Genomic DNA, 26,259 nt, shown 5'->3' on the forward strand with positions numbered 1-26,259 from the left:
TGCACTCCTGAAATTTCGCGTTAGCTACGCTCACTCTGAACTGCACAACCGGTAGGGAATCAGAGATAACGTTTCCTTGTTGCAGCTTTTATTAGGTCGTTTGCTTTGCACGCTGCATGCTTTTATTCACTGGCAGGAGAAGTATAAAAAGCGCGCCACACACACTCACCGTGCAACAACACAGTATTTTGGCGATGAATTACGCCTGTTTATGGCAAAAGCCCAGGACAGTGGAAGCCACTTCACGGAAATGAAATCAGAAGGCGTCAGGCGTCGACGCAGGAGGAGTAAAAAGAGAAGAATGTGAAACAGGTCGCTTGATTACATGAAAACGCCCGTAAAAAACTGCCGCTTTTGCGGGCATATGCCCAAAGCTAACACGATTCAGTTACTTTACACTGTATACAGGTCGTGATTTTGCTTACTGGCAACGCAAGCAAACGAAAAGGTACCCTCCCGTAGGGGGGAGGGATTTACCTCAGGAAAGTAAAGTTCCCCAGTTTTCAACCCAGGGATTGGACTGGCTCTCCGGCTCCGGATGTTCGCTGGCGTCAATGAATAACATCTCCCCCACCCGCTGCGCGCTTTGCTCTTGCAACAGGGCATCAAACTGTTTACCGCCATTACAGAAATTGGGGTAGCTGCTATCACCTAGCGCAATCACCCCGTAACGCAGGTTTGGCTGAAAACCCAACGTATCTTTAATGCCGTGAAAGAGCGGCGCAATGCTATCCGGTAGATCGCCCTGCCCGGTCGTCGAGGTAACGACCAGCGCAACCTTATCCTGATATTGCTGCCAGTCGGACAGTTCAGGATCTTCAAACACGGTCGCGCTGTGGCCCTGTCTGGCGAGGATCGCTTCCGCTTCTTCCGCCACCAGCAGTGAGTTGCCATACATGGTCCCGACAAAAATACCAATTTCTGCCATTATGCGTATCTCCCTGAATTATGCCTGATGAGTCTCATCCTGCCGGGACGCCGCCGTAAACTCAACCCTTTCATTGTCAGGGAGAAGTCCACGCCAGCCAAACTGTGTCAGCGCCTGCATCCAGGTTTCATCCAACCCGGCCTGAATTATCAACGGCTGTCCGGTAAAGGGGTGCGTCAGTTCAAGCCGACTGGCATGAAGCATCAGGCGACGACAGGCAAAATGCTCTGCGGCGCTGCGGTTTTGTCGCAAATCGCCATGCTTGCTGTCGCCGATGATAGGATGACGCAGATGCGCCAGATGACGACGAAGCTGGTGCTTGCGTCCCGTTTTTGGTTCCAGCTCAACCAGACCATAACGCGTGGTGGGATAACGTCCGGTCGGCACCGCCATTTCGACCGTCGCCAGTCCGCGATACTGCGTTACAGCCGGCTGGGGCGCTTTATCTTCGCGGGCGAATTTATCGGCAATTTTATCGCGCTCTTCCACCAGCGGATAATCCAGTACCGCGTCATCCATCAGCCAGCCGCGCACAATGGCATGGTAGCGTTTACGGATGTGGTGCTGCTCGAACTGCTGCGCCAGACGGCGTCCCGCTTCGCTGGACAGCCCCATTAACAGTACGCCCGACGTGGGTCTGTCGAGACGGTGGGCGGTAAAAACATGCTGGCCGATTTGGTCGCGCACCGTTTGCATGACCACGACTTTTTCGTCGCGATCCAGCCAGCTCCGGTGAACAAGCCAGCCTGCGGGTTTATTCACGGCAACCAGCCACGGGTCTTGATAGAGGATCTCCAGCATCAGGATTCATCGCGGGCGAATAGCGCATCCAGATCCTGCAAAACCGCCAGGATCGCCTCCCGCTGCGGATGATCCGCCGCCAGCGCCATTTCATAATAAGGGGCGACGGCAAACGCCTCGGGCAGCGGCTGCGCATTATCAAGTAGGGTATGCATACGTGGGATCAATACCCATTGCAGCCATTCCAGCGGTTCCATGGTATCCATAAAAAATGGTTGGGTGCTGGTAAACAGGTGCGCCTGCGGCGCATCCTGCCGCCAGTGGCGATGCTCGCGCAGCAGCGTTTCAAGCGCATGTAACTGCTGACGCACACGGTCATGAGTCGTCATGTTAAAACCTCAATGATGAAAATCTGGCGCGAAGAATAACAAAAAAAAGGGAGCACTGTATAAACAGTGCTCCCGGTTCGTTTCGCAGCATTCCAGCTACTTTTCGTGCTCCCTGCTCATCCGTGACAACTTTTCCTGTGACCTTACGGCCTGTTCATCCTGAACGTTTGCATCCTGCGCACATCGCCCGATGTGATAGCTTCTTCCTGAAGCGTCCCTGGTCATCCAGACCCGCCGAACATCCTGATCGGCTCTCGTTCTCCGTCCTGGAGGTGTCCTTTAACGCATCCTGCGCTTTCCACTTTGCTTCATCCTGAAGCCTTTCCTTGTAACACCATCCTGGCGTGTCCTGCTGAAGCGTCATCATCCTGACGTTCGCTTCGTTGTACGACTCCCTGTCGACGAAGATAGAATCGCCTGTTTCACCTTGTCTTACAAGACGCTTACAGACAATACCTTAAGTAAATTTTCATATGAAAGTGCGCAAAAACATTTTAATTAGTTGTTTTATATAGACTTACATAAGAAAACGGGGCTCAGTATCCGCTGATATCCTGGCGATCTCCTACAGACTTTGTAAGAGATCTCTCACACCTGTTAGGGCAAACGATTACAGAAGAGGATTAAGTTGCGTAAGGAATTCCGCAAGCGTTGCGGCAAGAACGGTACGATTGCGGGTGCCCAGCGTTTCTTTAATCACCTCGCCGGACAGATTACAGACCGAAATGACCTCAAGCTCATTTTCCTGCGTCGCAATAAAAAGCGTGGGAGGAAGCTTGAGCCGCTTTTGCGTGACCAGGTGGCCTATCAGATTTTCCTGCACGCGCCGAAAGTCATCCTGACTCCAGGTTTGCAGTAGCGTAAGCTTTTCATCCGCAAACTGCGCGGGCATGTCGCCAGCAAACTGCGTGGTGTAAAACGCGTGGAGCGCAGGTTGTACCATAATATCAAAGGCGCGTTCAACCGCGTTTACATTTTCTTCGCCTTCAAAAGGTTGCGGCTGCCAGTAAACGGCATCGCGGGTTGAAGAAATAATGCACGGAGAAGGTACGCCATACAGTTCTTCGCTCAACGGCCAGCTACCGTGTTTTTCTTGCCACGCGTCGCAGTAACGCGTCGTAAAGGCTTTCAATGCCTGCGCTGTCAGTTCGTCCACCAGTTTCTCTCTTCATAAAAGCCAGGATACACTTGGCGCATAGTGTATCTGGTTTATGACGGTGAAACATGTCTTCTTATGAAAACCATCAGGCTCTCGATGGCCTGACTCTCGGAAAATCAACGGATTACCGGGACAATTATGACGCCAGCCTGCTGCAGGGCGTACCGCGCAGTTTGAATCGCGACCCGCTCGGATTAACAGCCGATAATTTGCCGTTCCACGGCGCGGATATCTGGACGTTGTATGAACTTTCCTGGCTTAACAGCCAGGGTCTTCCGCAGGTCGCCGTCGGGCATGTCGAACTGGATTACACCAGCGTTAATTTAATCGAATCCAAAAGCTTTAAACTGTATCTGAACAGCTTTAACCAGACGCGCTTTGACACCTGGGAGACGGTGCGCCAGACGCTGGAGCGCGATCTGCGCGCCTGCGCGCAGGGCAACGTTAGCGTGAGGCTTCATCGTCTTGATGAGCTGGAAGGACAGCCTGTCGCCCATTTCCACGGCGCCTGTATTGACGATCAGGATATCAGTATCGACAACTACCAGTTTACTACCGACTATCTGCAACATGCGGTCAGCGGCGAGAAGCAAGTAGAAGAAACGCTGGTCAGCCATCTGTTGAAATCCAACTGCCTGATCACCCACCAGCCGGACTGGGGCTCGATACAAATTCAGTATCGCGGGCGCAAAATCGACAGGGAAAAACTGCTGCGTTATCTGGTCTCCTTCCGTCACCATAATGAATTTCACGAACAGTGCGTAGAGCGTATTTTCAATGACATTCTGCGCTTCTGCCAGCCGGAAACGCTAAGCGTTTATGCGCGCTATACCCGCCGCGGCGGGCTGGACATTAATCCCTGGCGCAGCAATACCGATTTCGTGCCCGCCACGGGCAGGCTGGCGCGACAGTAATTTTTTTGTCAATTTTGCGTGCCGGATTGCGCATGTAAGGTTGTGAAAGGTCATCAGCCAGGGCTATTGTAATCAACAGGGAATGGCGTGTTGCGTCCCATAAGGAGTTTACTTGATTACACATATTAGCCCGCTTGGCTCAATGGATATGTTGTCGCAACTGGAAGTGGACATGCTGAAACGCACGGCCAGTAGCGACCTGTATCAACTGTTTCGTAACTGTTCACTTGCCGTTCTTAACTCCGGCAGCCTGACCGACAACAGCAAAGAGCTGCTGTCCCGCTTTGAAAATTTCGATATTAACGTACTGCGCCGCGAGCGCGGCGTGAAGCTGGAATTGATTAATCCGCCTGAAGACGCCTTTGTTGACGGGCGGATTATTCGTGCGCTACAGGCTAACCTGTTCGCGGTGCTGCGCGACATTCTCTTTGTGAATGGACAGATCCACAATGCTGGTCGTTTCCAGCATCTGGATCTTGAAAGCTCAACACATATCACCAATCTGGTGTTCTCCATTTTGCGCAACGCCCGGGCGCTGCACGTCGGCGAAGCGCCAAACATGGTGGTATGCTGGGGCGGCCACTCAATTAACGAAAACGAGTACCTGTATGCCCGTCGCGTCGGCACGCAGTTGGGATTACGCGAGCTGAACATCTGCACCGGCTGCGGCCCTGGGGCGATGGAAGCCCCCATGAAGGGCGCGGCGGTCGGTCACGCGCAACAGCGTTATAAAGACAGCCGCTTTATCGGCATGACTGAACCTTCCATTATTGCGGCTGAACCGCCTAACCCGCTGGTGAATGAACTGATCATCATGCCGGATATCGAAAAACGCCTGGAAGCGTTCGTCCGTATCGCACACGGTATCATCATCTTCCCGGGCGGCGTGGGTACGGCGGAAGAGCTGCTTTATTTGCTGGGGATTCTGATGAATCCAGCCAATAAAAATCAGGTGCTGCCGCTGATCCTGACCGGACCAAAAGAGAGCGCCGATTACTTCCGCGTGCTGGATGAGTTTATTACCCATACGCTGGGCGAAGCGGCCCGCCGTCATTACCGCATCATCATTGACGATGCGGCGGAGGTAGCGCGGCTGATGAAGAAAGCGATGCCGCAAGTGAAAGAGAATCGCCGCGATACCGGCGACGCCTATAGTTTTAACTGGTCGATGCGTATTGCACCGGATCTGCAGGTGCCGTTTGAGCCGTCGCATGAGAATATGGCCAACCTGAAACTGTACCCGGATCAGCCGGTTGAGATTCTGGCGGCGGATCTGCGGCGCGCCTTCTCCGGTATTGTCGCGGGGAACGTGAAGGAGGTCGGGATACGCGCCATTGAAGCTAATGGTCCGTATAAAATCCACGGCGATCGAGAGATGATGCGTCGCATGGACGATCTGCTGCAGGGATTCGTCGCGCAGCATCGTATGAAATTGCCGGGTTCCGCCTACATCCCCTGTTACGAGATCTGCGCTTAACGCTTATGCCCGGTTGCCGCCAGCAGCCGGGCGCTTCTCCCATTCCTTTCATTGCGGTATGGCGATTCACGTATGCCTTCATTTTTTATGATGATCATCAGAGGCATAGCCCGCATTGTTTTATAAACACCATTTATAATTCACCATAAATAGATTGCCAGGCAAACGTTTACCTGACTCCTCTTACCGTGATTTATCGGTTCAAACTCTCATTCTTCGCAAGAATCCACTAAAAACCTTGATTTTTATAGTCAAACCTCCGTATCTTGCGCCCCAATCTTTCCGGCCTTATATCGTTAATGGTAGCCTTCGCGCCCGGAAATTCGTTATGACGTTTTTTTAATAGATTAATGGTCCAAATTTATCCATGTAAGAAGCGGATTATTGCATTTGAGATCGGGATCACTGATAGATTCATCACTTAAATGTATCTTTCCGCCCGAAAATTATTACGGCGAAAAATTATATAAAAAGCGTCCCTAAGCAGATTTCATTTTACGATCAGGTCTTTTTTCATTGGATTAGACCAGCAACCTGATTTTTAGCATCCTCCAGGAGAAATAGATGGAAACCACTCAGACCAGCACGATTGCTTCGATTGACTCTCGAAGCGCATGGCGCAAAACGGATACCATGTGGATGCTGGGCCTTTACGGCACGGCAATCGGCGCGGGCGTTCTGTTCCTGCCGATCAACGCAGGCGTCGGCGGCATGATTCCGCTCATCATCATGGCGATTCTCGCTTTCCCGATGACCTTTTTCGCACACCGTGGTTTAACCCGCTTCGTGCTGTCCGGTAAAAACCCGGGTGAAGACATCACTGAAGTCGTTGAGGAACACTTCGGTATCGGCGCAGGTAAACTGATTACCCTGCTCTACTTCTTCGCGATTTACCCCATCCTGCTGGTTTACAGCGTGGCGATTACTAATACCGTGGAAAGCTTCCTGACCCACCAGTTAGCGATTAATCCGCCGCCGCGGGCGATTCTTTCACTGATCCTGATTGTTGGCATGATGACCATCGTGCGCTTCGGCGAGCAAATGATCGTTAAGGCGATGAGTATCCTGGTATTCCCGTTCGTCGCTGCGCTGATGCTGCTGGCCTTGTACCTGATCCCGCAGTGGAACGGCGCGGCGCTGGAAACGCTGTCCTTTGATTCCGCCGCGTCTACCGGCAACGGTCTGTGGATGACGCTGTGGCTGGCGATTCCGGTGATGGTTTTCTCTTTCAACCACTCCCCGATCATCTCCTCCTTCGCGGTTGCGAAGCGTGAAGAGTACGGTGAAGGCGCAGAGAAGAAATGTTCTAAAATTCTGGCCTTCGCCCACATCATGATGGTGCTGACCGTGATGTTCTTCGTCTTCAGCTGCGTGCTGAGCCTGACGCCGGCGGATCTGGCAGCGGCAAAAGAGCAGAACATCTCTATTCTGTCTTACCTGGCGAACCACTTTAACGCGCCGATCATCGCCTGGATGGCGCCGATCATTGCGATGATTGCTATCACCAAATCTTTCCTCGGCCACTACCTGGGCGCGCGTGAAGGCTTTAACGGGATGGTGATTAAATCGCTGCGTGGTAAAGGTAAATCCATCGAAATCAACAAACTGAATAAAATTACCGCGCTGTTCATGCTGGTCACCACCTGGATTGTGGCGACGCTGAACCCCAGCATCCTGGGCATGATTGAAACCCTGGGCGGCCCGATCATCGCGATGATTCTGTTCCTGATGCCGATGTATGCCATCCAGAAAGTACCGGCAATGCGTAAGTACAGCGGTCATATCAGCAACGTATTCGTTGTGATTATGGGCCTGATTGCCATCTCCGCTATTTTCTACTCACTGTTCAGCTAAGTCCTTTAGCGCCGCTTACCGCGGCGCTTCTCTATGATACAACCGCAATGGATGCCCTATGATTAGCGTATTCGATATTTTTAAAATCGGCATTGGCCCTTCCAGTTCTCACACCGTCGGACCAATGAAAGCAGGCAAGCAGTTCACGGACGATCTGATTGCCCGCCATATCCTTACAGATGTCACCCGCGTCGTGGTGGATGTCTACGGCTCTCTGTCATTGACGGGTAAAGGCCACCACACTGATATCGCCATTATTATGGGCCTGGCGGGGAATCTGCCGGACACCGTCGATATCGACGCCATTCCGTCCTTTATCCAGGATGTGAACACCCATGGGCGTTTACTACTGGCCAATGGGCAGCATGAAGTCGAATTTCCGGTCGATAAGTGCATGAATTTCCACGCCGACAACCTGTCTCTGCATGAGAACGGGATGCGTATTACCGCGCTGGCGGGCGATAAAGTGCTCTACAGCCAAACCTACTACTCCATTGGCGGCGGCTTTATCGTCGATGAAGAGCACTTTGGTTTGACGAATAGCGAACCCGTTAACGTACCATATCCTTATAAAACCGCCGCGGATTTACAGCGCCATTGCCAGGAGACGGGTCTGTCGCTCTCCGGTCTGATGATGCAAAACGAACTGGCTCTGCACAGTAAAGAAGCGCTGGAGCAGCACTTCGCCAGGGTCTGGGAGGTGATGCGCAGCGGTATTGAGCGCGGTATCACCACCGAGGGCGTATTGCCGGGCAAACTGCGCGTTCCGCGTCGCGCGGCGGCGCTGCGTCGGATGCTGGTCAGTCAGGATAAGACCACCACCGATCCGATGGCGGTCGTCGACTGGATCAATATGTTCGCTCTGGCGGTGAACGAAGAGAATGCCGCAGGCGGACGAGTAGTCACTGCCCCGACTAACGGCGCATGTGGTATTGTTCCGGCGGTGCTGGCGTACTATGACAAGTTTATCCGCGAAGTAAATGCTAACTCGCTTGCTCGCTATATGCTGGTCGCCAGCGCGATTGGCTCGCTGTATAAGATGAACGCCTCTATTTCCGGCGCCGAAGTGGGTTGTCAGGGAGAGGTCGGCGTGGCCTGTTCCATGGCGGCAGCGGGTCTGGCCGAGCTGCTGGGCGGTAGCCCGGCGCAGGTGTGCATCGCCGCAGAAATCGCCATGGAGCATAATCTGGGGTTAACTTGCGATCCGGTTGCCGGCCAGGTCCAGGTTCCCTGCATTGAGCGTAACGCGATTGCTTCAGTCAAAGCGGTCAACGCCGCGCGTATGGCGCTGCGCCGTACCAGCGAACCGCGTGTATGCCTCGATAAAGTGATTGAGACCATGTACGAAACCGGTAAAGACATGAACGCTAAGTACCGCGAAACTTCGCGCGGCGGCCTGGCGATGAAGATCGTTACCTGCGATTAATTCTCAGCACATTTTAGGATCTGTAGGCCGGATAAGGCGCTCGCCGCCATCCGGCTTTGTTGCCTGATGTCGCTTCGCTTATCAGGCCTACGGATAGCGCTATTTCGCAATGCTCGCCTCCCCCCGCCGTGAATGTTACCCTACGCGCAGGTTTGTAAGGGAGAACACCGTGGCTGCTCATCTGCTTATCGTCGACGCGCTCAATTTGATTCGCCGTATTCACGCCGTTCAGGGATCGCCCTGTGTGGAAACCTGCCAACACGCGCTCGATCAATTGATTATCCACAGCCAGCCAACCCATGCCGTAGCGGTATTTGATGACGACGCGCGCAGCAGCGGCTGGCGTCATCAGCGTTTACCGGACTACAAAGCAGGACGTCCGCCGATGCCTGACGATTTACATAATGAAATGCCCGCCCTACGCGCCGCGTTTGAACAGCGCGGCGTACGCTGTTGGGCATCAGATGGTAACGAAGCGGACGATCTGGCGGCGACGCTGGCGCTAAAAGTTACCGAAGCCGGACACCAGGCAACCATTGTGTCAACCGATAAAGGCTATTGCCAGTTGCTCTCTCCGGGATTGCGCATTCGCGACTACTTCCAGAAACGCTGGCTGGACGCGCCGTTTATTGAAAAAGAGTTTGGCGTACTCCCCCGGCAGTTGCCGGATTACTGGGGGCTGGCAGGAATCAGCAGTTCGAAAGTCCCCGGCGTTGCCGGTATCGGCCCCAAAAGCGCGACCCAGCTATTGATTCAGTTTCAAAATCTGGAGGGAATTTACGCCCATCCGGACGAGGTGCCGGAAAAGTGGCGCAAAAAGCTTGAGACGCATAAAGAAATGGCATTTCTCTGCCGCGATATTGCACGTCTGCAAACCGATTTACATATTGACGGAAACTTACAGCAGCTACGGCTGGCGCGGTAGTTTTGTTGCCGGATGGCGGCGTGAACGCCTTATCCGGCCTACAGAACTGCACGAAATGTAGAGCGGATAAGCGCTGCGCCATCCGGCAAAATTACCAGGCGGTATGATACAGTTCGACAATATCCGCCAGACTCGCTTCACGCGGATTGCCGCCCGTACAGACATCATCGAACGCCGCCTGTGCCAGCGCCGGGATATCCTCTTTTCGAACGCCAACATCACGCAAATGCAGCGGAATTCCCACATCGCGATTTAGCGTAAATACGGCTTCCACTGCGGCATTACGCGCCTCTTCAAGACTCAATCCTTCTACCTTCACCCCCATCGCCCGGGCGATATCACGGAATTTCTCGTTGGTATACCCGGCATTAAAACGCATCACATGCGGAAGCAAAATAGCATTCGCGACGCCGTGCGGCGTGTTGTAAAACGCGCCCAGCGGATGCGCCATCCCATGCACCAGTCCCAGCCCCACATTGGAAAACCCCATCCCGGCAACGTATTGCCCCAGCGCCATCGCCTCACCGGCCTCTTTTTCTCCGGCTACGGCGCCGCGTAGCGCGCCAGCAATAATCTCAATGGCTTTGATATGTAAGGCATCCGTCAGCGCCCATGCGGCCCGGGTAATATAGCCTTCAATAGCATGGGTTAGCGCATCCACGCCCGTTGCCGCTTTCAGCGCGGGCGGCATACCGTCCATCATATCGGCATCGATAAATGCCGCCTGCGGAATATCATGTGGATCGACACAAACGAATTTGCGCCGTTTCTCTTCATCGGTAATCACATAATTGATAGTGACTTCCGCCGCGGTTCCCGCCGTTGTCGGGATCGCCATAATCGGCACGCTGGGTTTACGGGTCGGCGATAGCCCTTCCAGACTGCGCACATCGGCAAATTCCGGATTGTTACTGATAATACCGATCGCTTTGCAGGTATCCTGCGGAGAACCGCCGCCAATGGCGATGAGATAGTCCGCGCCACTTTGGGTAAAGACCTTAAGCCCTTCCTGGACAACAGAAATCGTAGGATTAGGGATCACGCCCGCATAGATCTCCCACGCCAGCCCTGCGGCATCCATTCTGCTTGTCACTTTATCGACCACACCGCATTGCACCAGCGTTTTATCGGTAACAATCAGCGCTTTATGATAACCGCGGCGCGTCACCTCATCGGTTAATGCGTCCACCGCTCCCCGGCCAAACCATGCCGTTTCATTCAGAATCATTCTGTTCGCCATCGCCAGTCTCCTTACATCACTCTTCAATACGTAATCCGTAAGTTTTAAATTTCTCCAGTACGATAGCGATCGCCTCGTCATCCAGTACCGGTACCGGATCGACAATGGCCAGCGTACTTAAATAGAGCTGCGCCAGCACTTCCACTTCATGCGCCAGCCACAACGCTTTGTCTAAATTTTCTTCACAAGCGATAAGCCCGTGATGCTGTAACAGCGTCGCTTTACGATTTTTAAGCGCCACGGCAACATGGTCAGAAAGTTCGCGGGTGCCAAAAGTGGCGTAGGGCGCGCAGGGAATAGAGTTTCCTCCTGCGGCGGCAATCATGTAGTGAATCGCCGGAATCGGGCGATTGAGGATCGAGACTGCCGTACAATGGACAGCGTGGTTATGTACCACGGCATTGGCGTCAGGGCGCGTCTGGTATGCCGCCATATGAAAACGCCACTCGCTGGAAGGCAGCTTGCCCTGCTCATGCTGACCGTCTGCATCAATAAAGACAATGTGCGACTCTGTCAGCTTCTCGTAGGGGATCCCCGTCGGCGTAATCAGCATTCCGCCCTGATAGCGTACGCTCACGTTACCTGCCGTCCCCTGATTTAACCCTAACCGCGTCATTTCCAGACAGGTATCAATAATCTGCCGCGCCAGTCTATTCCGTTCCATTATTTACCTCTCTCTGTGATTCAAAATGAGACAACAAAACCGCCTTTCGCATCGCGCTGCTGTCCTGTTGAAATAATCAAATAGTTAGCAACTATCATCATACTGAATAAAGAGAAGGGAATTTAAATAACGATATTTTGTGATTCACATCAATTAATTCGCCACGATAAACCAGACGACTACCGTTTCTCTCGCCGATAAATGCCCGCTCTTAATAATATTTTTTAAAACGGGCAAAAATGAAGAATAAGTTACTACTGCCCGTTTTCGTGGCAATAATTTAATTCGGGCATTCAGTCTGTGGTTTTTTAAATTAAACATCTCAAACGGTCATTTTTTTATGGAAATTAAAGTGATGATAATCACAGAACGCTCTGCTCTCAGGTATAAATGTGACCGCCATCATATTAAAAGGCCTTTTTTATTTGAAAATGAATCCATGAGTTCATTCCGGACGCCAATTTATTACCGGAAAGAAAAGCGAACTCACCTAATTTTACGGTCTGGTGACCAGAACCGACCGCACGCAAAAGCTTCTGAACCGATGAGGATGCTATGGGAAACACAACAATACAAACGCAGAGTTTTCGTGCTGTGGATGCAGAGCAAAGCAAGAGCAAGCGCTACATTATTCCATTCGCCTTACTTTGCTCGCTATTTTTTCTGTGGGCCGTCGCCAATAATCTGAATGACATTTTATTACCGCAGTTTCAACAAGCTTTTACGCTAACTAACTTTCAGGCTGGGCTTATTCAGTCAGCGTTTTATTTCGGTTATTTCGTCATTCCAATCCCCGCTGGGATTTTGATGAAAAAACTCAGTTATAAAGCAGGGATTATCACCGGGCTTTTTTTGTATGCTGTTGGCGCCGCATTATTCTGGCCTGCCGCCGAGATAATGAATTACACATTGTTTTTAATTGGCCTGTTTATCATCGCCGCCGGTTTAGGTTGCCTTGAAACTGCAGCCAACCCTTTTGTTACGGTATTAGGTCCAGAAAGCGGCGGACATTTCCGGCTTAATCTGGCGCAAACTTTTAACTCCTTTGGCGCTATTATCGCCGTTGTGTTTGGGCAAAGCCTTATTTTGTCTAACGTGCCGCATCAATCGCAAGAAGCGCTTGATAAAATGACGCCGGATCAGCTTAGCGCCTATAAACACAGCCTGGTGTTATCGGTACAAACGCCATACATGATTATCGTCGCCATCGTATTAGTAGTTGCGCTGCTGATTATGCTGACCAAATTTCCGGCCCTGCAAAGTGACGATCATAGCGATGCTAAACAAAGCTCTTTCTTATCTTCTCTCTCCCGACTCATCCGTATCCGCCACTGGCGCTGGGCGGTGCTGGCGCAGTTCTGCTACGTGGGGGCGCAAACCGCCTGCTGGAGCTATCTGATCCGCTACGCCATTGAGGAGATCCCTGGAATGACGCCCGGTTTCGCCGCCAACTACCTGACCGGCACGATGGTGTGCTTCTTTATCGGCCGTTTCACCGGGACCTGGCTTATCAGCCGCTTCGCGCCGCATAAAGTGCTGGCCGCCTACGCCCTGTTTGCCATGCTCCTGTGTCTGATTTCCGCCTTTAGCGGCGGACATATCGGCCTGCTGGCGCTGACGTTGTGTAGCGCATTTATGTCAATCCAGTACCCGACCATCTTCTCGCTGGGTATCAAAAATCTGGGACAGGACACTAAGTACGGCTCGTCTTTTATCGTCATGACCATCATTGGCGGCGGTATTGTCACGCCAGTAATGGGCTTCGTTAGCGACGCTGCAGGCAAAATCCCGACCGCCGAACTGGTTCCGGCATTGTGCTTTGCCGTCATCTTCATTTTTGCCCGTTTCCGTTCACAAGCGGCGACAAACTGAACATTTATCCGAATAACGTGAGGAATCTGTCATGAAAAAAATCAGCTTACCGAAAATCGGTATCCGCCCGGTGATTGATGGACGTCGTATGGGCGTACGCGAGTCGCTCGAAGAGCAAACCATGAACATGGCGAAAGCGACGGCGGCGCTCATCACCGAGAAAATCCGCCACGCCTGCGGGGCTCAGGTGGAGTGCGTCATTGCGGATACCTGTATTGCCGGAATGGCGGAATCCGCCGCCTGTGAAGAAAAATTCAGCAGCCAGAACGTGGGCGTGACCATTACCGTTACGCCGTGTTGGTGCTATGGCAGCGAAACCATTGATATGGACCCGATGCGTCCGAAAGCCATCTGGGGCTTTAACGGCACAGAGCGTCCCGGGGCGGTTTACCTTGCCGCAGCGCTGGCGGCGCACAGCCAGAAAGGCATTCCAGCGTTCTCCATTTATGGCCATGACGTGCAGGATGCCGACGATACCTCCATTCCTGCCGACGTCGAAGAAAAACTGCTGCGTTTTGCGCGGGCAGGGTTAGCGGTAGCCAGCATGAAAGGCAAAAGCTACCTCTCCGTCGGCGGCGTGTCGATGGGGATCGCGGGTTCCATTGTCGATCATAACTTCTTTGAGTCCTGGCTGGGCATGAAGGTGCAAGCGGTAGATATGACCGAACTGCGCCGCCGTATCGATCAAAAAATTTATGATGAGGCCGAACTGGAGATGGCGCTAGCGTGGGCGGATAAAAACTTCCGCTACGGCGAAGATCAAAACGCCTCGCAGTATAAGCGCAATGAAGCCCAGAACCGCGCGGTGCTAAAAGAGAGCCTGCTGATGGCGATGTGTATTCGCGACATGATGCAGGGCAACAAGACGCTGGCGGACAAAGGGTTAGTTGAAGAATCGCTGGGCTACAACGCCATTGCCGCCGGCTTCCAGGGCCAGCGCCACTGGACCGATCAATACCCGAATGGCGATACCGCCGAAGCGCTGCTCAATAGCTCTTTTGACTGGAATGGCGTACGCGAACCGTTTGTCGTCGCCACCGAAAATGACAGTCTGAACGGCGTAGCGATGCTGTTCGGCCATCAACTCACCGGTACCGCGCAGATCTTCGCCGACGTGCGAACCTACTGGTCGCCGGAAGCCGTAGAACGCGTCACCGGCCAGGCGCTCAGCGGACTGGCGGAGCACGGCATTATTCACCTGATTAACTCCGGTTCTGCCGCTCTGGACGGTGCCTGTAAACAGCGCGACAGCGAAGGCAAGCCGACCATGAAACCACACTGGGAAATCAGCCAACAAGAGGCGGATGCGTGTCTGGCGGCCACCGAATGGTGCCCGGCGATTCACGAATACTTCCGCGGCGGCGGCTACTCATCCCGTTTCCTGACCGAAGGCGGCGTGCCATTCACCATGACCCGCGTGAATATCATCAAAGGCCTGGGACCAGTACTGCAAATCGCCGAGGGCTGGAGCGTCGAACTGCCGAAAGCGATGCACGATCAGCTTGATGCCCGCACCAACTCTACCTGGCCTACCACCTGGTTTGCGCCGCGTCTTACCGGCAAAGGCCCGTTTACCGATGTCTATTCGGTGATGGCGAACTGGGGCGCTAACCACGGCGTACTCACCATCGGCCATGTAGGGGCGGATTTTATTACTCTCGCCGCAATGCTGCGTATCCCGGTATGTATGCACAACGTGGAGGAGGCGAAGATCTACCGTCCTTCCGCCTGGGCGGCTCACGGTATGGATATCGAAGGCCAGGATTATCGCGCCTGCCAGAATTATGGCCCGCTGTATAAACGTTAATGCGGCTTAGCCCGGTGGCGCAGGCTTACCGGGCCTACGGGCGCGTGAACCGTAGGCCGGATAAGCGTAGCGCCATCAGGCGGCGTTTATGGAGTTATCTATGAAACAAGACGTTATCCTGGTTCTCGACTGCGGTGCGACTAACGTTCGGGCGATCGCCGTTGATCGCCAGGGGAAAATTGTCGCCCGCGCCTCAACCGCTAACGCCAGCGACATTGCCGCAGAAAATAGCGCCTGGCATCAGTGGTCGCTGGACGCCATCCTGCAACGTTTCGCCGACTGCTGCAGGTCACTCTCCAGCGCCCTGTCGGAGTGTGTTGTTCGCGGTATTACGGTGACTACTTTCGGCGTCGATGGCGCGCTGGTCGATGCGCAGGGTAAGCTGCTCTACCCGGTCATCAGTTGGAAATGCCCGCGAACCGCTGCCGTGATGGAAACGATTGAGCGCTTTATCTCGCCCCGGCAATTGCAGACGCTCTCCGGCGTCGGCGCGTTCAGCTTTAACACGCTGTATAAACTGGTCTGGCTTAAAGAGAATCATCCGCGCCTGCTGGAACAAGCTCACTGCTGGCTGTTTATCTCGTCGCTGATTAACCACCGTCTGACCGGTGAGTTTACGACCGATATCACTATGGCAGGCACCAGCCAACTACTGGATATCCATCAGCGCGACTTTAGTCCGGAAATCCTGCAGGCGACGGGCCTGGCGCGCCGCCTGTTCCCGCGTATCGTGGAAGCGGGCGCCCCGATAGGCACGCTACAGACAGACGCGGCCAGGCTACTCGGTCTCCCGGCGGGTGTGCCGGTGATCTCTGCCGGACACGATACTCAGTTCGCGTTATTCGGCGCTGGCGCGCAGCAAGGTGAACCAGTGCTCTCCTCCGGAACCTGGGAGATTCTGATGGTGCGCAGCGGTCAGGTGGATACCTCGCTGCTCAGCCAGTATCCGGGCTCGACCTGTGAACTGGACAGTCAGTCGGGGCTTTATAACCCCGGAATGCAGTGGCTGGCCTCCGGCGTACTCGAATGGGTACGAAAACTGCTGTGGACGCCGGAAACGCCATGGCAAACGCTGATCGACGAAGCGCGCGCTATTCCCGCTGGCGCGGAAGGCGTGCGGATGCAGTGCGATCTGCTCGCCTGCCAAAATGCAGGCTGGCAGGGCGTGACGCTCAATACCACCCGCGGCCATTTCTATCGCGCCGCGCTGGAAGGCCTGACGGCGCAACTGCAGCGTAATCTGCGCACGCTGGAGAAAATCGGCCATTTTAACGCCACAGAACTGTTACTGGTTGGCGGCGGCAGTCGCAACGCTTTGTGGAATCAAATTAAAGCGAATCAGCTTGCTCTCCCTATCAAGGTGCTGGACGACGCGGAAACCACCGTGGCCGGCGCTGCCATGTTTGGCTGGTACGGCGTAGGCGAATTTAGTAGCCCCGAGCAGGCGCGCGCGCAGGTCAATTATCAGTATCGCTATTTCTGGCCGCAAACCGAACCTGAAATTATTGAGGGAGTATGAAATGCTAAAAACCATTTCACCGTTAATTTCCCCGACACTGCTCAAAGTGCTGGCCGAGATGGGCCACGGGGACGAAATCATTTTTTCCGACGCTCACTTTCCCGCGCATAGCCTGGGCCCGCAGGTGATTCGCGCCGATGGTCTTAGCGTCAGCGATCTACTGCGGGCAATTATTCCGCTCTTTGAGCTGGATAGCTACGCCCCGCCGCTGGTGATGATGGCCGCCGTGGAAGGCGACACGCTCGATCCCAGCGTTGAAGCGCGCTATCGCGATGCTTTGTCATTAGAAGCGCCGTGCCCGGATATCGTTCGTATCGACCGCTATGCGTTTTATGAGCGGGCGCAAAAAGCGTTTGCGATCGTTATCACAGGTGAGTGCGCGAAGTACGGAAATATTCTTTTAAAAAAAGGGGTAACGCCGTAATCTCTTGCCGGTGCGCCCGCATGACGCGGGCGTTCATCGAATGATGGGGTGAGAAAAATGAAAGCGGCACGCCAACAAGCGATAGTCGATCTGCTGATCAATCATAAAAGTCTGACCACCGAAGCGCTGGCCACCCGGCTTAACGTCAGTAAAGAGACCATCCGCCGCGATCTCAGTGAACTACAGACGCAGGGAAAAGTGCTGCGTAATCACGGACGAGCTAAATATATTCATCGTGAAAATCAGGACAGCGGCGATCCATTCCATATCCGCCTGAAAAGCCATTATGCGCATAAAGCCGATATTGCCCGTGAAGCGTTAGCGTGGATAGAAGAAGGAATGACGATTGCGCTGGATGCCAGTTCAACCTGCTGGTATCTGGCCCGCCAGTTGCCGGATATTCCCATTCAGGTTTTTACCAATAGCCATCCTATCTGTCAGGAGCTGGGAAAACGCGAACGCATTGCGCTGATAAGTTCCGGCGGCCAGCTTGAACGTAAATATGGCTGTTACGTTAATCCGTCGCTTATCTCACAGCTAAAATCGCTTGATATCGATCTGTTCATCTTTTCCTGCGAGGGGATCGACAGCGGCGGCGATCTGTGGGACTCCAATGCGATCAACGCCGATTTTAAATCTATCCTGCTCAGGCGCGCCTCGCAGTCTTTATTATTGATTGATAAAAGTAAATTTAATCGTTCAGGAGAGGCGCGCATCGGCCATCTGGATGACGTGACGCATATTGTTTCAGATGCGCCGCAATCGTAGACCGGATAAGCGTGCGTCATCCGGCGCTGATGACGCGCCGGACGACGGCAACGCGTTTTTATCGCTCGTCGCGACGCCCGCCAACAGCCGCCCACAACCGACGCACGTGTACCGTCACTTCTTCGCGATCGTGATAAAGCTGACGCGCCTGGATCTGCGCATTAACGCCGTGCTCATCCAACTGCGCCTGAAGATACGCCAGGTTATGCGACACCTCTTCATAGCGTTTTTTCATCGGCAGTTTAAGGTTAAAAATCGTCTCCCGACACCAGCCGTTCACCAGCCACTGCGCCATTAACGCGGTGACTTTGGCCGGCTTCTCCACCATATCGCAGACCATCCATGAAATATTATTCCGGTTCGGACGGTACCTGAAGCCATCCTCACGCAACCAGGTCACCTGCCCGGTGTCCATCAGGCTTTGCGCCATCGGGCCGTTATCTACGGAGTAGACCCACATATTGCGCTTCACTAACTGGTACGTCCATCCGCCGGGACAGGCACCCAAATCCACCGCATACATGCCGTTCGCCAGACGTTCATCCCACTCATCTTCCGGGATGAAAACGTGGAGCGCCTCTTCCAGTTTCAGCGTTGAGCGGCTCGGCGCATCAGACGGAAACTTCAAACGCGGGATGCCCATATAAAACGGTGAATTGTTATGCGCGAACGAATAACCGGTATAGCAGCATCCTGGCGCGATAAAAAAGACATGAACGACCGGACGCTTCGGCGTTTCATAATTCGTCAATACGCCCGCATCACGCAAAGCCGCGCGCAGCGGCACCGTAAATTTGCGGCAGAACTTCATCAGTTCTTTACTTTCATTGGTGTCGGCGACTTCAACTCGCAGCTCGCCGCCCTTTTCCACTACGCCCTGCAACATGCCGACAATCGGCGTAATTCTGTCTTCCGGCGGTAAATGTTGCAGCAGTTCCCCCACCACAAACCACTGGCGGGCGAAAATCAGCGAACTGAACGGCAGTTCTGAAATCAGCTTTTCGCCATCTTCCGGCTGGTAGCATTCATAAATGACATAGCCTGCGTTCTCTTTTACGCGTGCAAAACCAAATATTTCCCGTTTTCCCGCTTTATCGGTAATTTCTGCAGCGCACTCTTTTTCAAACCCCGGACGGCAGAGCAATACAACTTTATTCATGGCTCGCGCCCTTACGTTTCATACGAATGGCGCCAATCAGCAATAGCGCCCAGCCCACCAGGAAACTGACGCCGCCGACAGGCGTGATATACGCCCACAGGCGCAGATGCGAAAGCGCAAGGCAGTACAGGCTGCCGCTAAACAGCACCGTGCCCAGCGCCAGAAAAACGCTGCTCCAGTAAAACCAGATGCTGATACGGCGCTGCATCGCCACCGCCAGGCCAAAGATCGCCAGCGTATGGAACGCCTGATATTGCAGGCCGGTCTGAATCCAGCCCATTTCAACCACGCCCAGGGTTTTACTCAAAACATGCGCCCCGAACGCGCCCAGAGCAACGTAAATAAAACCGCTGATAGCGGCGACAATCAGCATAAAACGGCTGGTCATGGTCATACCCTAAGTTAATTATTGTTCGTAACGAAAACGGAATTTTTCTTGCTCCGTCGCCGCCTTCGCCAAAATCCACTGACGGAAGGCGGCTATTTTACCCAGTTCTGCCTGGCTGTCATGACAAACCAGATAAAAAGCATTCTTACTCACCAGAACATCGTTAAATGGACACACCAGTCGCCCGGCTTCAATTTCCGACTGCGCCATAACATTATTCGCCAGCGCGATCCCCTGTCCGTGAATAGCGGCCTGTAGCACCATCGCGCTGTGGCTAAATATCGGCCCTTGCTGAACGTTAATATGGTTGAGCCCTAACTGACGAGTATAGGCCTGCCAGTCACGCCGGGAGGCATCGTGCAATAACGTGTGTTTCGCCAGATCTTCCGGCGTTTTTAACGGTTTTTCGCCTGTGAGTAATAAAGGAGAACAGACGGGCAGTAAATATTCTGCGTATAATTTTTCGACGCGCAAGCCCGGCCAGTTTCCCCGGCCATAAAAAATCGCGACATCGACATCGTCTGCCAGTTTATCTTCCTGACGGTCAACGGCTTGTATCCGAACGTCAATTCCCGGATAAGCTGAGTTAAAGCTGGAGAGCCTGGGCACCAGCCACTGGATGGCAAAACTGGGTGGTAAACTCACCGTCAGCGCCCCTTTAGCACTGCGCGCCTGGAGCTTACGCGTTGCTTCCGTGAGCTGGGAAAATATCTCTTTAATGTCGAGAAAATAGCTTTGGCCTTCTTCCGTCAGCAGCAGCGAACGATTGCGGCGGCGGAACAGTTTTAGCCCCAAAAAATCCTCAAGTGACTTAATTTGGTGGCTTACTGCGGCCTGCGTCACAAAAAGTTCTTCCGCTGCTCGCGTAAAGCTCAAATGGCGCGCGGCAGCATCAAAAACGCGTAACGCATTTAAAGGAGGTAATCGTTTTGACATGGCCTCTGGACTTAATGTCGAATGAATTTAACAAATAGGTAACAACATGTAACCTATTAGTTTTTTTAATCTGAGACATTATAAATTGTCCGTTGAGGTTCTACCAGCAAATACCTATAGTGGCGGCACTTCCTGAGCCGGAACGAAAAGTTTTATCGGAATGCGTGTTCTGATGGGCTTTTGGCTTACGGTTGTGATGTTGTGTTGTTGTGTTTGCAATTGGTCTGCGATTCAGACCACGGTAGCGAGACTACCCTTTTTCACTTCCTGTACATTTACCCTGTCTGTCCATAGTGATTAATGTAGCACCGCCATATTGCGGTGCTTTTTTTTGTATAACAAACGGTTAGTTTTCCAGAGCCACCATCTCTTTCACGTCAGTACGATTGATCTGCTGTTTGTTGCCATTAGCGTCTTTATACGAAATCATACCGGTATCGTTATCGGTCTGGGGTTTACCGTCGGTCACAATGCTACGTCCATCATTGGTGTGCATAACGTAATTAGGACCGGAACAGGCGCTCAGGGCAAAAGTCAGCATACATGCAGAGATAATTGCGGCAGTCTTTTTCATCTTCTTCTCCTTAAAGCTGTTTGTGCTATTTAAAGCGGACTCCGTAACAGGCTTAAACATTCGCCTAACATTATTCAGCATAACCTCCTTTACATAATTCGCCAGGATATACAGACGATTCCGATGGTTAGGACAAACCTTGTATCAGCCGCGCTTTTACGCCACGATCGGTAAACTGAACCGAGGAATATCATGAACGCTTTTAATCCCACGCAGTTTCGCGCGCAGTTTCCCGCGCTAGCCGATGCGGGTGTTTATCTCGATAGCGCCGCCACGGCATTAAAGCCACAGGCAGTCATTGACGCCACGCACCAGTTTTATTGTTTGAGCGCCGGTAACGTTCATCGTAGCCAGTTTGCGCAGGCGCAGCGCCTGACGGCGCAATATGAAGCGGCCAGAGCAAAAGCAGCGCGGCTGTTAAACGCGCCCGATGAAAAAAGTATCGTCTGGACACGCGGCACCACCGAAGCGATCAACATGGTGGCGCAGTGTTACACCCGTCCTCGTCTGCGTCCCGGCGATGAAATTATCGTTAGCGTCGCCGAGCATCACGCCAACCTTGTGCCCTGGCTGATGGTGGCGCAACAAACCGGCGCGCAGGTCATAAAACTGCCGCTTAATGACCGGCGTCTTCCTGATGTTGAGCGTCTGCCGGAACTGATCACGTCGCGCAGCCGGATACTGGCGCTGGGGCAAATGTCGAACGTAACGGGCGGCTGTCCGGATCTCACAGGCGCTATCAGCGCCGCTCACGCGGCGGGAATGGTCGTGATGGTAGATGGCGCGCAAGGCGCGGTACACTTCCCGGCGGATGTTCAGCAGCTTGATATCGATTTTTATGCTTTTTCCGCTCACAAACTGTATGGTCCAACCGGTATCGGCGTGCTGTACGGTAAGCCGGAGCTTCTTGAGGCGATGTCGCCCTGGCTCGGCGGCGGCAAGATGATCCGTGACGTTAGCTTTGAAGGCTTCACCACTCAAAGCGCTCCCTGGAAACTGGAAGCGGGGACGCCGAACGTCGCCGGGGTCATCGGCCTGAGCGCTGCGCTGGAATGGCTGTCCGATATCGATATTGAACAGGCCGAAAACTGGAGCCGGGGGCTGGCAACGCTGGCGGAAGACGCACTGGCGAAACGCCCGGGCTTTCGTTCGTTCCGCTGCCAGGACTCCAGCCTTCTGGCCTTTGATTTTGTCGGCGTGCACCACGGCGATATGGTGACACTGCTGGCGGAATACGGTATTGCGCTCCGGGCCGGGCAACATTGCGCCCAGCCATTGCTGGCGGAACTTGGCGTCACAGGGACTCTGCGCGCCTCTTTTGCGCCGTATAATACCCAACATGATGTGGATGCGTTGGTTAACGCCGTTGACCGCGCGCTGGAACTGCTGGTGGATTAATGACAAACCCTCTTTATACCGGACACCCGTTCGGCACAACGGTAACGGAAGAGACGTTACGCGCTATCTTTCTCCCGCTGACCCAGTGGGAGGATAAATATCGTCAGTTGATTCTGTTAGGAAAACAGCTCCCCGCTCTGCCGGATGAATGCAAAGCGCAGGCGAAGGAGATAGCCGGCTGCGAGAACCGCGTCTGGCTGGGCTTTACCCGATCAGATAACGGAACGATGCACTTTTTCGGCGACAGTGAGGGGCGGATTGTCCGCGGCCTGCTGGCGGTATTGCTCACCGCGGTGGAAGGAAAAAACGCCGCCGAATTACAGGCTCGTTCACCGCTGGCGCTGTTTGATGAGCTGGGTTTACGCGCCCAGCTTAGCGCCTCACGCAGTCAGGGGCTGAACGCGCTGAGCGAAGCGATTGTTGCCGCAACGCATAAGCGTTGAAATAGCGTAAATATTCTGTCGCCTGACAGCGCCGTCCGCGGCGGTCAGGCGATGCAGATAAAATAATCCAGTCACTTTATTAGTTTCGGCGTCAGATTTCCCTGATAAACATTCTTTTGATTTTTATCAGCTATCACAATGAAATTACAATGTTAGAATCCATGTTAAAACGGCGTGAAGATTTTAGAGTAAATAAAGCCACTCGATGTAGCGTAGCAGGAGAACTGGAAAATTCATACGCATCGGGTGAAGTTATAACAGGATATGGATAAGTGGAAAAATATCTGCGTAGCGGTACCATGTTTGTGGTACTGGCATTTATATTATGGGGGTTAACACCCTTATATTATCAATATTTATCAGGGGGAAATCTCGCACAAATATTGATATACCGGGTGTTCTGGTCAATCCCATTATTACTGGCAGTAAGATTGTTATTTCGGCAGCGAACGCGATTTCATGATGCCTGGAAAGATAAAAAATCTTTTTTCTTCTGCATGATCGCCGGACTTTTGATGATTGTCTCATGGTCATCTTTTATTTATGCGCTAACCCATCATCTGGTGCTTGATGCCAGCCTCGGCTATTTTATCAACCCGCTATTTGTTATTGCGCTGGGATGCATTTTTCTTAAAGAAAAACTGTCTTTGTTTCAGGCCATCGCCGTTTTTTCTGGTGTCTGTGGCCTGACTTTTCAAATTATCATGTTACGGCATTTCCCGGCGCTGGCGCTAACCATGGGATTATCATTTGCGCTATATGGCCTGGCGCGAAAGTTTATACATTATGATGTGATGACATCGATAACGATTGAAACATTATGGGCATTGCCTGTATCACTATTAATTTTTCTCTTTAGCGATAGCGGACCAATTATATCCGCTAATACTCCTTTCTTTTTGTATGTCATGACGGCGCCAGTGACGATCATTCCACTGGTATTATTTGCCATCGCGTTAAATCACACCTCGTTGATTGTGACCGGACTGGCGCAATATATAGAGCCGTCTTTACAGTTCTTACTTGCCATTATGATATTTGGCGAACACATTAATTATGCGGAACTGCTCTGCTTTTGTGCAGTATGGTTCGGGTTGTTTCTATGCATATCTGAAAATTTATATTCCCATTATCTCCGCGCCCGTCTGAAACCGGTGTTCGGCAGGGTACAGCGCTTCTTTCGCTAACGAAGGGCGCAGGGCCGGATACGCGTCTGCGTGACACTCCGCCCCGTCCTTTTATTCTTGTCGCGCCGCTTTAGCCATGATCTTCTTCAGCGCATGGGAAACGGCGACAAAACCGAACGTTGCCGTCACCATCGTCGCCGCGCCGAAGCCAGAGGCGCAATCCATCCGTTTTGGCCCTTCTGCGGTAGCTTTCATCGCGCATACGGAACCGTCCGCCTGTGGGTAAACCAGCGCTTCGGTGGAAAAAACACAGTCCACGCCCAGCTTACCTTTACTGTTCTTCACTACGCCAAAATTATGTTTCAATCTCTCACGCAGTTTTGCCGCCAGCGGATCCTGGATGGTTTTCGCCAAATCAGCGACCTGGATTTGCGTCGGATCGATCTGCCCGCCTGCGCCGCCAGTGGTCACTAAAGGAACCTTATATCGGCGACAGTACGCAATCAGCGCGGCTTTTGGACGAACGCTGTCAATGGCGTCAATGACATAGGTAAAACCCGCGTTCATATAACCCGCCACATTATCCGGCGTGATGAAATCATCGATAACCGTTACCCGGCACTCCGGGTTAATTTGCCGAATCCGTTCGGCCATCACTTCCGCTTTCGCCAACCCGACGTTATCACGCAACGCATGGATCTGACGGTTCGTATTGGTCACGCAGACATCGTCCATATCAATCAGCGTAATCGCGCCGATGCCCGTACGCGCCAGCGCCTCTGCCGCCCATGATCCCACCCCGCCGATTCCTACGACGCAGATATGCGCCTCAGCAAACCGCTGCAGCGCTTTTTCACCGTACAGACGCGCGGTGCCGCCAAAGCGTTGGCGCCAGGCATCACTTATCACCACTGACATATGACCTCAGAATAAAAAAAGGTGAGGTTATTCCTCACCCCTGCTCACTATTTTCAGGCCCGATAGCGATCGCGTTATCGGGCAATCCGGTTGTCGCAGAATACCACAATCAGCCGCTAAACACGTTACCGGCGCCCGGCGCGCTTTTTAACACCCAGACGCGACCATAGTGATTATACCATCCGGCACGATGCCCGGCATCCGGGCCAATTCCCTGGTAAATATCAAAGTGCTGGCCTTTAATCGCTCCGCCGACATCCAGTGCGACCATCAAACGTAGCTCATACTGACCGCTAAATTTACCGTTGTTATCCAGCAACGGTACTTCCGCCAACAAGGTCGTGCCAGGCGGAATGATGCTGCGGTCGGAGGCGACGGATGCTCGCCCAATCAGCGGTACAGCGCTGGCGCCTTTGACCGGCGCAAAAGATTGCGGCTTAAAGAAGACGAACGACGGGTTCTGCTCCAGTAATTCACGCACTTCCGCTTCGCTGTGCTTCTCTCCCCATTCGCGTATAGCCTGCATCGACATATCTTCTTTTTTCACTTCACCGCGCTCGATAAGCACTTTACCAATACTGCGATAAGGCCAGCCGTTTTTACCGGCATAACTAAAGAAGTTCAGTGGACTACCGTCACCGAAATCAATATAGCCGCTGCCCTGGACATCCATAATAAAGTTATCCATCAGCGAATTACTCCAGGCCAGGATGTACTTATCGCTCAGCGCGCCTGCGTAGATCTGGGCGCGGGACGGTAAGCGCCCGCGTTTTGGCGGCATACTATAGATAGGGTACTGGAACGCGCCCTGGCGCGTATGGCGAGCCTGAACGACGGGCGTATAGTAGCCCGTGAACTGGACGTTACCGTAGTTGTCGGTACCTTCCATCTGCCAGGCATCGATACCAAACTGACGCATAGTGCGCGTATCGCCTCCGGAACGTAACCAGTTCTGGACAGCGTTATAGACGTTGCTTTGATTGGTGTATAAACGCGGCGACGCGGAACGGATCTGGTCGACCTGCTCGGCAAAGTCACCAGCATTAATCGGCGCGCCCACCGCGTCCGGCTGGTTTACCAGGGAGAAGGGCTGGGTAAATTTCCCGTCCTTATATTGCTGACCGCGATCGGTCGGTTTTGATGAACAGGCAGCCAGCATTGCCAGCATTACGCCTGTCGCCACATATTTTGCCCAACGTCCTTTCATGG

25 protein-coding genes are annotated in these 26,259 nt (G+C 53.1%); 13 read left to right on the forward strand and 12 right to left on the reverse strand.

The genetic code is table 11. The features are described from left to right. Positions 1-478 precede the first annotated feature (478 nt). The 4 genes from ACLJRS_RS08835 to syd all read right to left on the reverse strand — a co-directional run bounded on the left by ACLJRS_RS08835 (position 479) and on the right by syd (position 3,214). The gene (locus ACLJRS_RS08835; RefSeq protein WP_000807736.1) at positions 479-928 is read right to left on the reverse strand and encodes a flavodoxin; all 450 of its coding nucleotides are present in this window, start codon (positions 926-928) and stop codon (positions 479-481) included. Between the two features lie 18 nt (positions 929-946). After that, positions 947-1,729: a tRNA pseudouridine(65) synthase TruC gene (gene truC / locus ACLJRS_RS08840; RefSeq protein ID WP_000890028.1), complete on the reverse strand. Its 783-nt coding sequence runs from the start codon at positions 1,727-1,729 to the stop codon at positions 947-949. Continuing rightward, a complete protein-coding gene (locus ACLJRS_RS08845; protein ID WP_000207014.1) occupies positions 1,729-2,058 on the reverse strand; it encodes a YqcC family protein in 330 nt (109 codons plus the stop codon). The genes truC and ACLJRS_RS08845 overlap by 1 nt, the downstream gene beginning before the upstream one ends. Positions 2,059-2,668: 610 nt before the next feature. Then, positions 2,669-3,214, reverse strand: coding sequence for a SecY-interacting protein (gene syd, locus ACLJRS_RS08850; RefSeq protein ID WP_000343990.1), 546 nt, complete (start codon positions 3,212-3,214; stop codon positions 2,669-2,671). Between the two features lie 68 nt (positions 3,215-3,282). Here syd and queF point away from each other — a divergent pair, with 68 nt between their 5' ends. The 5 genes from queF (at position 3,283) to xni (ending at position 9,813) form a co-directional block, all read left to right on the forward strand. Then, positions 3,283-4,131 carry an NADPH-dependent 7-cyano-7-deazaguanine reductase QueF gene (gene queF, locus ACLJRS_RS08855; RefSeq protein WP_000100459.1) on the forward strand — a complete coding sequence of 283 codons (849 nt, stop codon included), beginning with the start codon at positions 3,283-3,285 and terminating at the stop codon, positions 4,129-4,131. Positions 4,132-4,243: 112 nt separating this feature from the next. After that, positions 4,244-5,608 (forward strand): nucleotide 5'-monophosphate nucleosidase PpnN, encoded by a 1,365-nt coding sequence (gene ppnN / locus ACLJRS_RS08860; RefSeq protein ID WP_000627973.1) that lies wholly within the window; start codon positions 4,244-4,246, stop codon positions 5,606-5,608. Positions 5,609-6,172: 564 nt separating this feature from the next. Then, the gene (sdaC, locus tag ACLJRS_RS08865; RefSeq protein WP_000450462.1) at positions 6,173-7,462 is read left to right on the forward strand and encodes an HAAAP family serine/threonine permease SdaC; all 1,290 of its coding nucleotides are present in this window, start codon (positions 6,173-6,175) and stop codon (positions 7,460-7,462) included. Between the two features lie 58 nt (positions 7,463-7,520). Beyond that, positions 7,521-8,888, forward strand: a complete 1,368-nt coding sequence (gene sdaB / locus ACLJRS_RS08870; protein WP_000626381.1) for an L-serine ammonia-lyase II — start codon at positions 7,521-7,523, stop codon at positions 8,886-8,888. A gap of 169 nt (positions 8,889-9,057) precedes the next feature. Beyond that, a complete protein-coding gene (xni, locus tag ACLJRS_RS08875; RefSeq protein ID WP_001670245.1) occupies positions 9,058-9,813 on the forward strand; it encodes a flap endonuclease Xni in 756 nt (251 codons plus the stop codon). 91 nt (positions 9,814-9,904) lie between these two features. Here xni and fucO read toward each other — a convergent pair whose 3' ends face one another. Continuing rightward, positions 9,905-11,053 carry a lactaldehyde reductase gene (fucO, locus tag ACLJRS_RS08880; RefSeq protein WP_000013570.1) on the reverse strand — a complete coding sequence of 383 codons (1,149 nt, stop codon included), beginning with the start codon at positions 11,051-11,053 and terminating at the stop codon, positions 9,905-9,907. 16 nt (positions 11,054-11,069) lie between these two features. Continuing rightward, entirely contained in the window at positions 11,070-11,717 is a 648-nt protein-coding gene (gene fucA, locus ACLJRS_RS08885) for an L-fuculose-phosphate aldolase (protein ID WP_000440828.1), read from the reverse strand. Positions 11,718-12,272: 555 nt separating this feature from the next. Between fucA and fucP the strand changes: the two genes are divergently transcribed. From fucP to fucR, 5 genes are all read left to right on the forward strand, one after another. Continuing rightward, entirely contained in the window at positions 12,273-13,589 is a 1,317-nt protein-coding gene (fucP, locus tag ACLJRS_RS08890) for an L-fucose:H+ symporter permease (RefSeq protein WP_000528622.1), read from the forward strand. A 31-nt stretch (positions 13,590-13,620) separates the two neighbouring features. Next, positions 13,621-15,396: an L-fucose isomerase gene (gene fucI / locus ACLJRS_RS08895; protein ID WP_000724126.1), complete on the forward strand. Its 1,776-nt coding sequence runs from the start codon at positions 13,621-13,623 to the stop codon at positions 15,394-15,396. 100 nt (positions 15,397-15,496) lie between these two features. Continuing rightward, positions 15,497-16,915 carry an L-fuculokinase gene (gene fucK, locus ACLJRS_RS08900; RefSeq protein WP_001670246.1) on the forward strand — a complete coding sequence of 473 codons (1,419 nt, stop codon included), beginning with the start codon at positions 15,497-15,499 and terminating at the stop codon, positions 16,913-16,915. A gap of 1 nt (position 16,916) precedes the next feature. Further along, positions 16,917-17,339, forward strand: coding sequence for an L-fucose mutarotase (fucU, locus tag ACLJRS_RS08905; protein ID WP_000920848.1), 423 nt, complete (start codon positions 16,917-16,919; stop codon positions 17,337-17,339). A gap of 57 nt (positions 17,340-17,396) precedes the next feature. Next, a complete protein-coding gene (gene fucR, locus ACLJRS_RS08910) occupies positions 17,397-18,107 on the forward strand; it encodes an L-fucose operon activator (RefSeq protein ID WP_000642331.1) in 711 nt (236 codons plus the stop codon). Positions 18,108-18,165: 58 nt separating this feature from the next. Here fucR and rlmM read toward each other — a convergent pair whose 3' ends face one another. The 4 genes from rlmM to ACLJRS_RS08930 form a co-directional block, all read right to left on the reverse strand. Continuing rightward, positions 18,166-19,266: a 23S rRNA (cytidine(2498)-2'-O)-methyltransferase RlmM gene (rlmM, locus tag ACLJRS_RS08915; protein ID WP_001045494.1), complete on the reverse strand. Its 1,101-nt coding sequence runs from the start codon at positions 19,264-19,266 to the stop codon at positions 18,166-18,168. Continuing rightward, a complete protein-coding gene (locus ACLJRS_RS08920) occupies positions 19,259-19,654 on the reverse strand; it encodes a DUF423 domain-containing protein (protein ID WP_000203913.1) in 396 nt (131 codons plus the stop codon). The genes rlmM and ACLJRS_RS08920 overlap by 8 nt, the downstream gene beginning before the upstream one ends. An 18-nt stretch (positions 19,655-19,672) precedes the next feature. Next, complete coding sequence (gene gcvA, locus ACLJRS_RS08925) at positions 19,673-20,590, reverse strand: glycine cleavage system transcriptional regulator GcvA (RefSeq protein WP_000044409.1); 918 nt, start codon at positions 20,588-20,590, stop codon at positions 19,673-19,675. A 346-nt stretch (positions 20,591-20,936) separates the two neighbouring features. Further along, entirely contained in the window at positions 20,937-21,164 is a 228-nt protein-coding gene (locus ACLJRS_RS08930; protein ID WP_000750393.1) for a YgdI/YgdR family lipoprotein, read from the reverse strand. 192 nt (positions 21,165-21,356) lie between these two features. Here ACLJRS_RS08930 and csdA point away from each other — a divergent pair, with 192 nt between their 5' ends. The 3 genes from csdA to rarD all read left to right on the forward strand — a co-directional run bounded on the left by csdA (position 21,357) and on the right by rarD (position 24,192). After that, positions 21,357-22,562 (forward strand): cysteine desulfurase CsdA, encoded by a 1,206-nt coding sequence (gene csdA, locus ACLJRS_RS08935; protein WP_410957781.1) that lies wholly within the window; start codon positions 21,357-21,359, stop codon positions 22,560-22,562. Continuing rightward, a complete protein-coding gene (gene csdE / locus ACLJRS_RS08940) occupies positions 22,562-23,005 on the forward strand; it encodes a cysteine desulfurase sulfur acceptor subunit CsdE (RefSeq protein ID WP_000184199.1) in 444 nt (147 codons plus the stop codon). Before csdA ends, csdE begins: the two co-directional genes overlap by 1 nt. 299 nt (positions 23,006-23,304) lie before the next feature. Further along, a complete protein-coding gene (gene rarD / locus ACLJRS_RS08945) occupies positions 23,305-24,192 on the forward strand; it encodes an EamA family transporter RarD (protein WP_077248417.1) in 888 nt (295 codons plus the stop codon). Positions 24,193-24,243: 51 nt separating this feature from the next. On the opposite strand, the gene tcdA is transcribed toward rarD, so the two are convergent. Further along, positions 24,244-25,050 (reverse strand): tRNA cyclic N6-threonylcarbamoyladenosine(37) synthase TcdA, encoded by an 807-nt coding sequence (gene tcdA, locus ACLJRS_RS08950; RefSeq protein ID WP_000117748.1) that lies wholly within the window; start codon positions 25,048-25,050, stop codon positions 24,244-24,246. A gap of 109 nt (positions 25,051-25,159) precedes the next feature. Next, positions 25,160-26,257, reverse strand: a complete 1,098-nt coding sequence (gene mltA, locus ACLJRS_RS08955; protein WP_000678622.1) for a murein transglycosylase A — start codon at positions 26,255-26,257, stop codon at positions 25,160-25,162. Positions 26,258-26,259: the final 2 nt, after the last annotated feature.

Origin of the sequence: Salmonella sp. SAL00670 (assembly GCF_046552235.1) — a bacterium.
In the GTDB taxonomy this organism is placed as follows: Bacteria; Pseudomonadota; Gammaproteobacteria; order Enterobacterales; family Enterobacteriaceae; genus Salmonella; species Salmonella enterica.

Coding starts and splice junctions, on each gene's coding strand:
- gcvA (WP_000044409.1), bottom strand. CDS start 20,590: ATGTCAAAACGATTACCTCCTTTAAATGCGTTACGCGTTTTTGATGCT.
- fucU (WP_000920848.1), top strand. CDS start 16,917: ATGCTAAAAACCATTTCACCGTTAATTTCCCCGACACTGCTCAAAGTG.
- truC (WP_000890028.1), bottom strand. CDS start 1,729: ATGCTGGAGATCCTCTATCAAGACCCGTGGCTGGTTGCCGTGAATAAA.
- mltA (WP_000678622.1), bottom strand. CDS start 26,257: ATGAAAGGACGTTGGGCAAAATATGTGGCGACAGGCGTAATGCTGGCA.
- sdaB (WP_000626381.1), top strand. CDS start 7,521: ATGATTAGCGTATTCGATATTTTTAAAATCGGCATTGGCCCTTCCAGT.
- tcdA (WP_000117748.1), bottom strand. CDS start 25,050: ATGTCAGTGGTGATAAGTGATGCCTGGCGCCAACGCTTTGGCGGCACC.
- fucR (WP_000642331.1), top strand. CDS start 17,397: ATGAAAGCGGCACGCCAACAAGCGATAGTCGATCTGCTGATCAATCAT.
- csdA (WP_410957781.1), top strand. CDS start 21,357: ATGAACGCTTTTAATCCCACGCAGTTTCGCGCGCAGTTTCCCGCGCTA.
- fucI (WP_000724126.1), top strand. CDS start 13,621: ATGAAAAAAATCAGCTTACCGAAAATCGGTATCCGCCCGGTGATTGAT.
- fucO (WP_000013570.1), bottom strand. CDS start 11,053: ATGGCGAACAGAATGATTCTGAATGAAACGGCATGGTTTGGCCGGGGA.
- csdE (WP_000184199.1), top strand. CDS start 22,562: ATGACAAACCCTCTTTATACCGGACACCCGTTCGGCACAACGGTAACG.
- ACLJRS_RS08845 (WP_000207014.1), bottom strand. CDS start 2,058: ATGACGACTCATGACCGTGTGCGTCAGCAGTTACATGCGCTTGAAACG.
- ACLJRS_RS08835 (WP_000807736.1), bottom strand. CDS start 928: ATGGCAGAAATTGGTATTTTTGTCGGGACCATGTATGGCAACTCACTG.
- queF (WP_000100459.1), top strand. CDS start 3,283: ATGTCTTCTTATGAAAACCATCAGGCTCTCGATGGCCTGACTCTCGGA.
- ACLJRS_RS08930 (WP_000750393.1), bottom strand. CDS start 21,164: ATGAAAAAGACTGCCGCAATTATCTCTGCATGTATGCTGACTTTTGCC.
- fucA (WP_000440828.1), bottom strand. CDS start 11,717: ATGGAACGGAATAGACTGGCGCGGCAGATTATTGATACCTGTCTGGAA.
- rlmM (WP_001045494.1), bottom strand. CDS start 19,266: ATGAATAAAGTTGTATTGCTCTGCCGTCCGGGGTTTGAAAAAGAGTGC.
- fucK (WP_001670246.1), top strand. CDS start 15,497: ATGAAACAAGACGTTATCCTGGTTCTCGACTGCGGTGCGACTAACGTT.
- rarD (WP_077248417.1), top strand. CDS start 23,305: ATGTTTGTGGTACTGGCATTTATATTATGGGGGTTAACACCCTTATAT.
- fucP (WP_000528622.1), top strand. CDS start 12,273: ATGGGAAACACAACAATACAAACGCAGAGTTTTCGTGCTGTGGATGCA.
- sdaC (WP_000450462.1), top strand. CDS start 6,173: ATGGAAACCACTCAGACCAGCACGATTGCTTCGATTGACTCTCGAAGC.
- ACLJRS_RS08920 (WP_000203913.1), bottom strand. CDS start 19,654: ATGACCAGCCGTTTTATGCTGATTGTCGCCGCTATCAGCGGTTTTATT.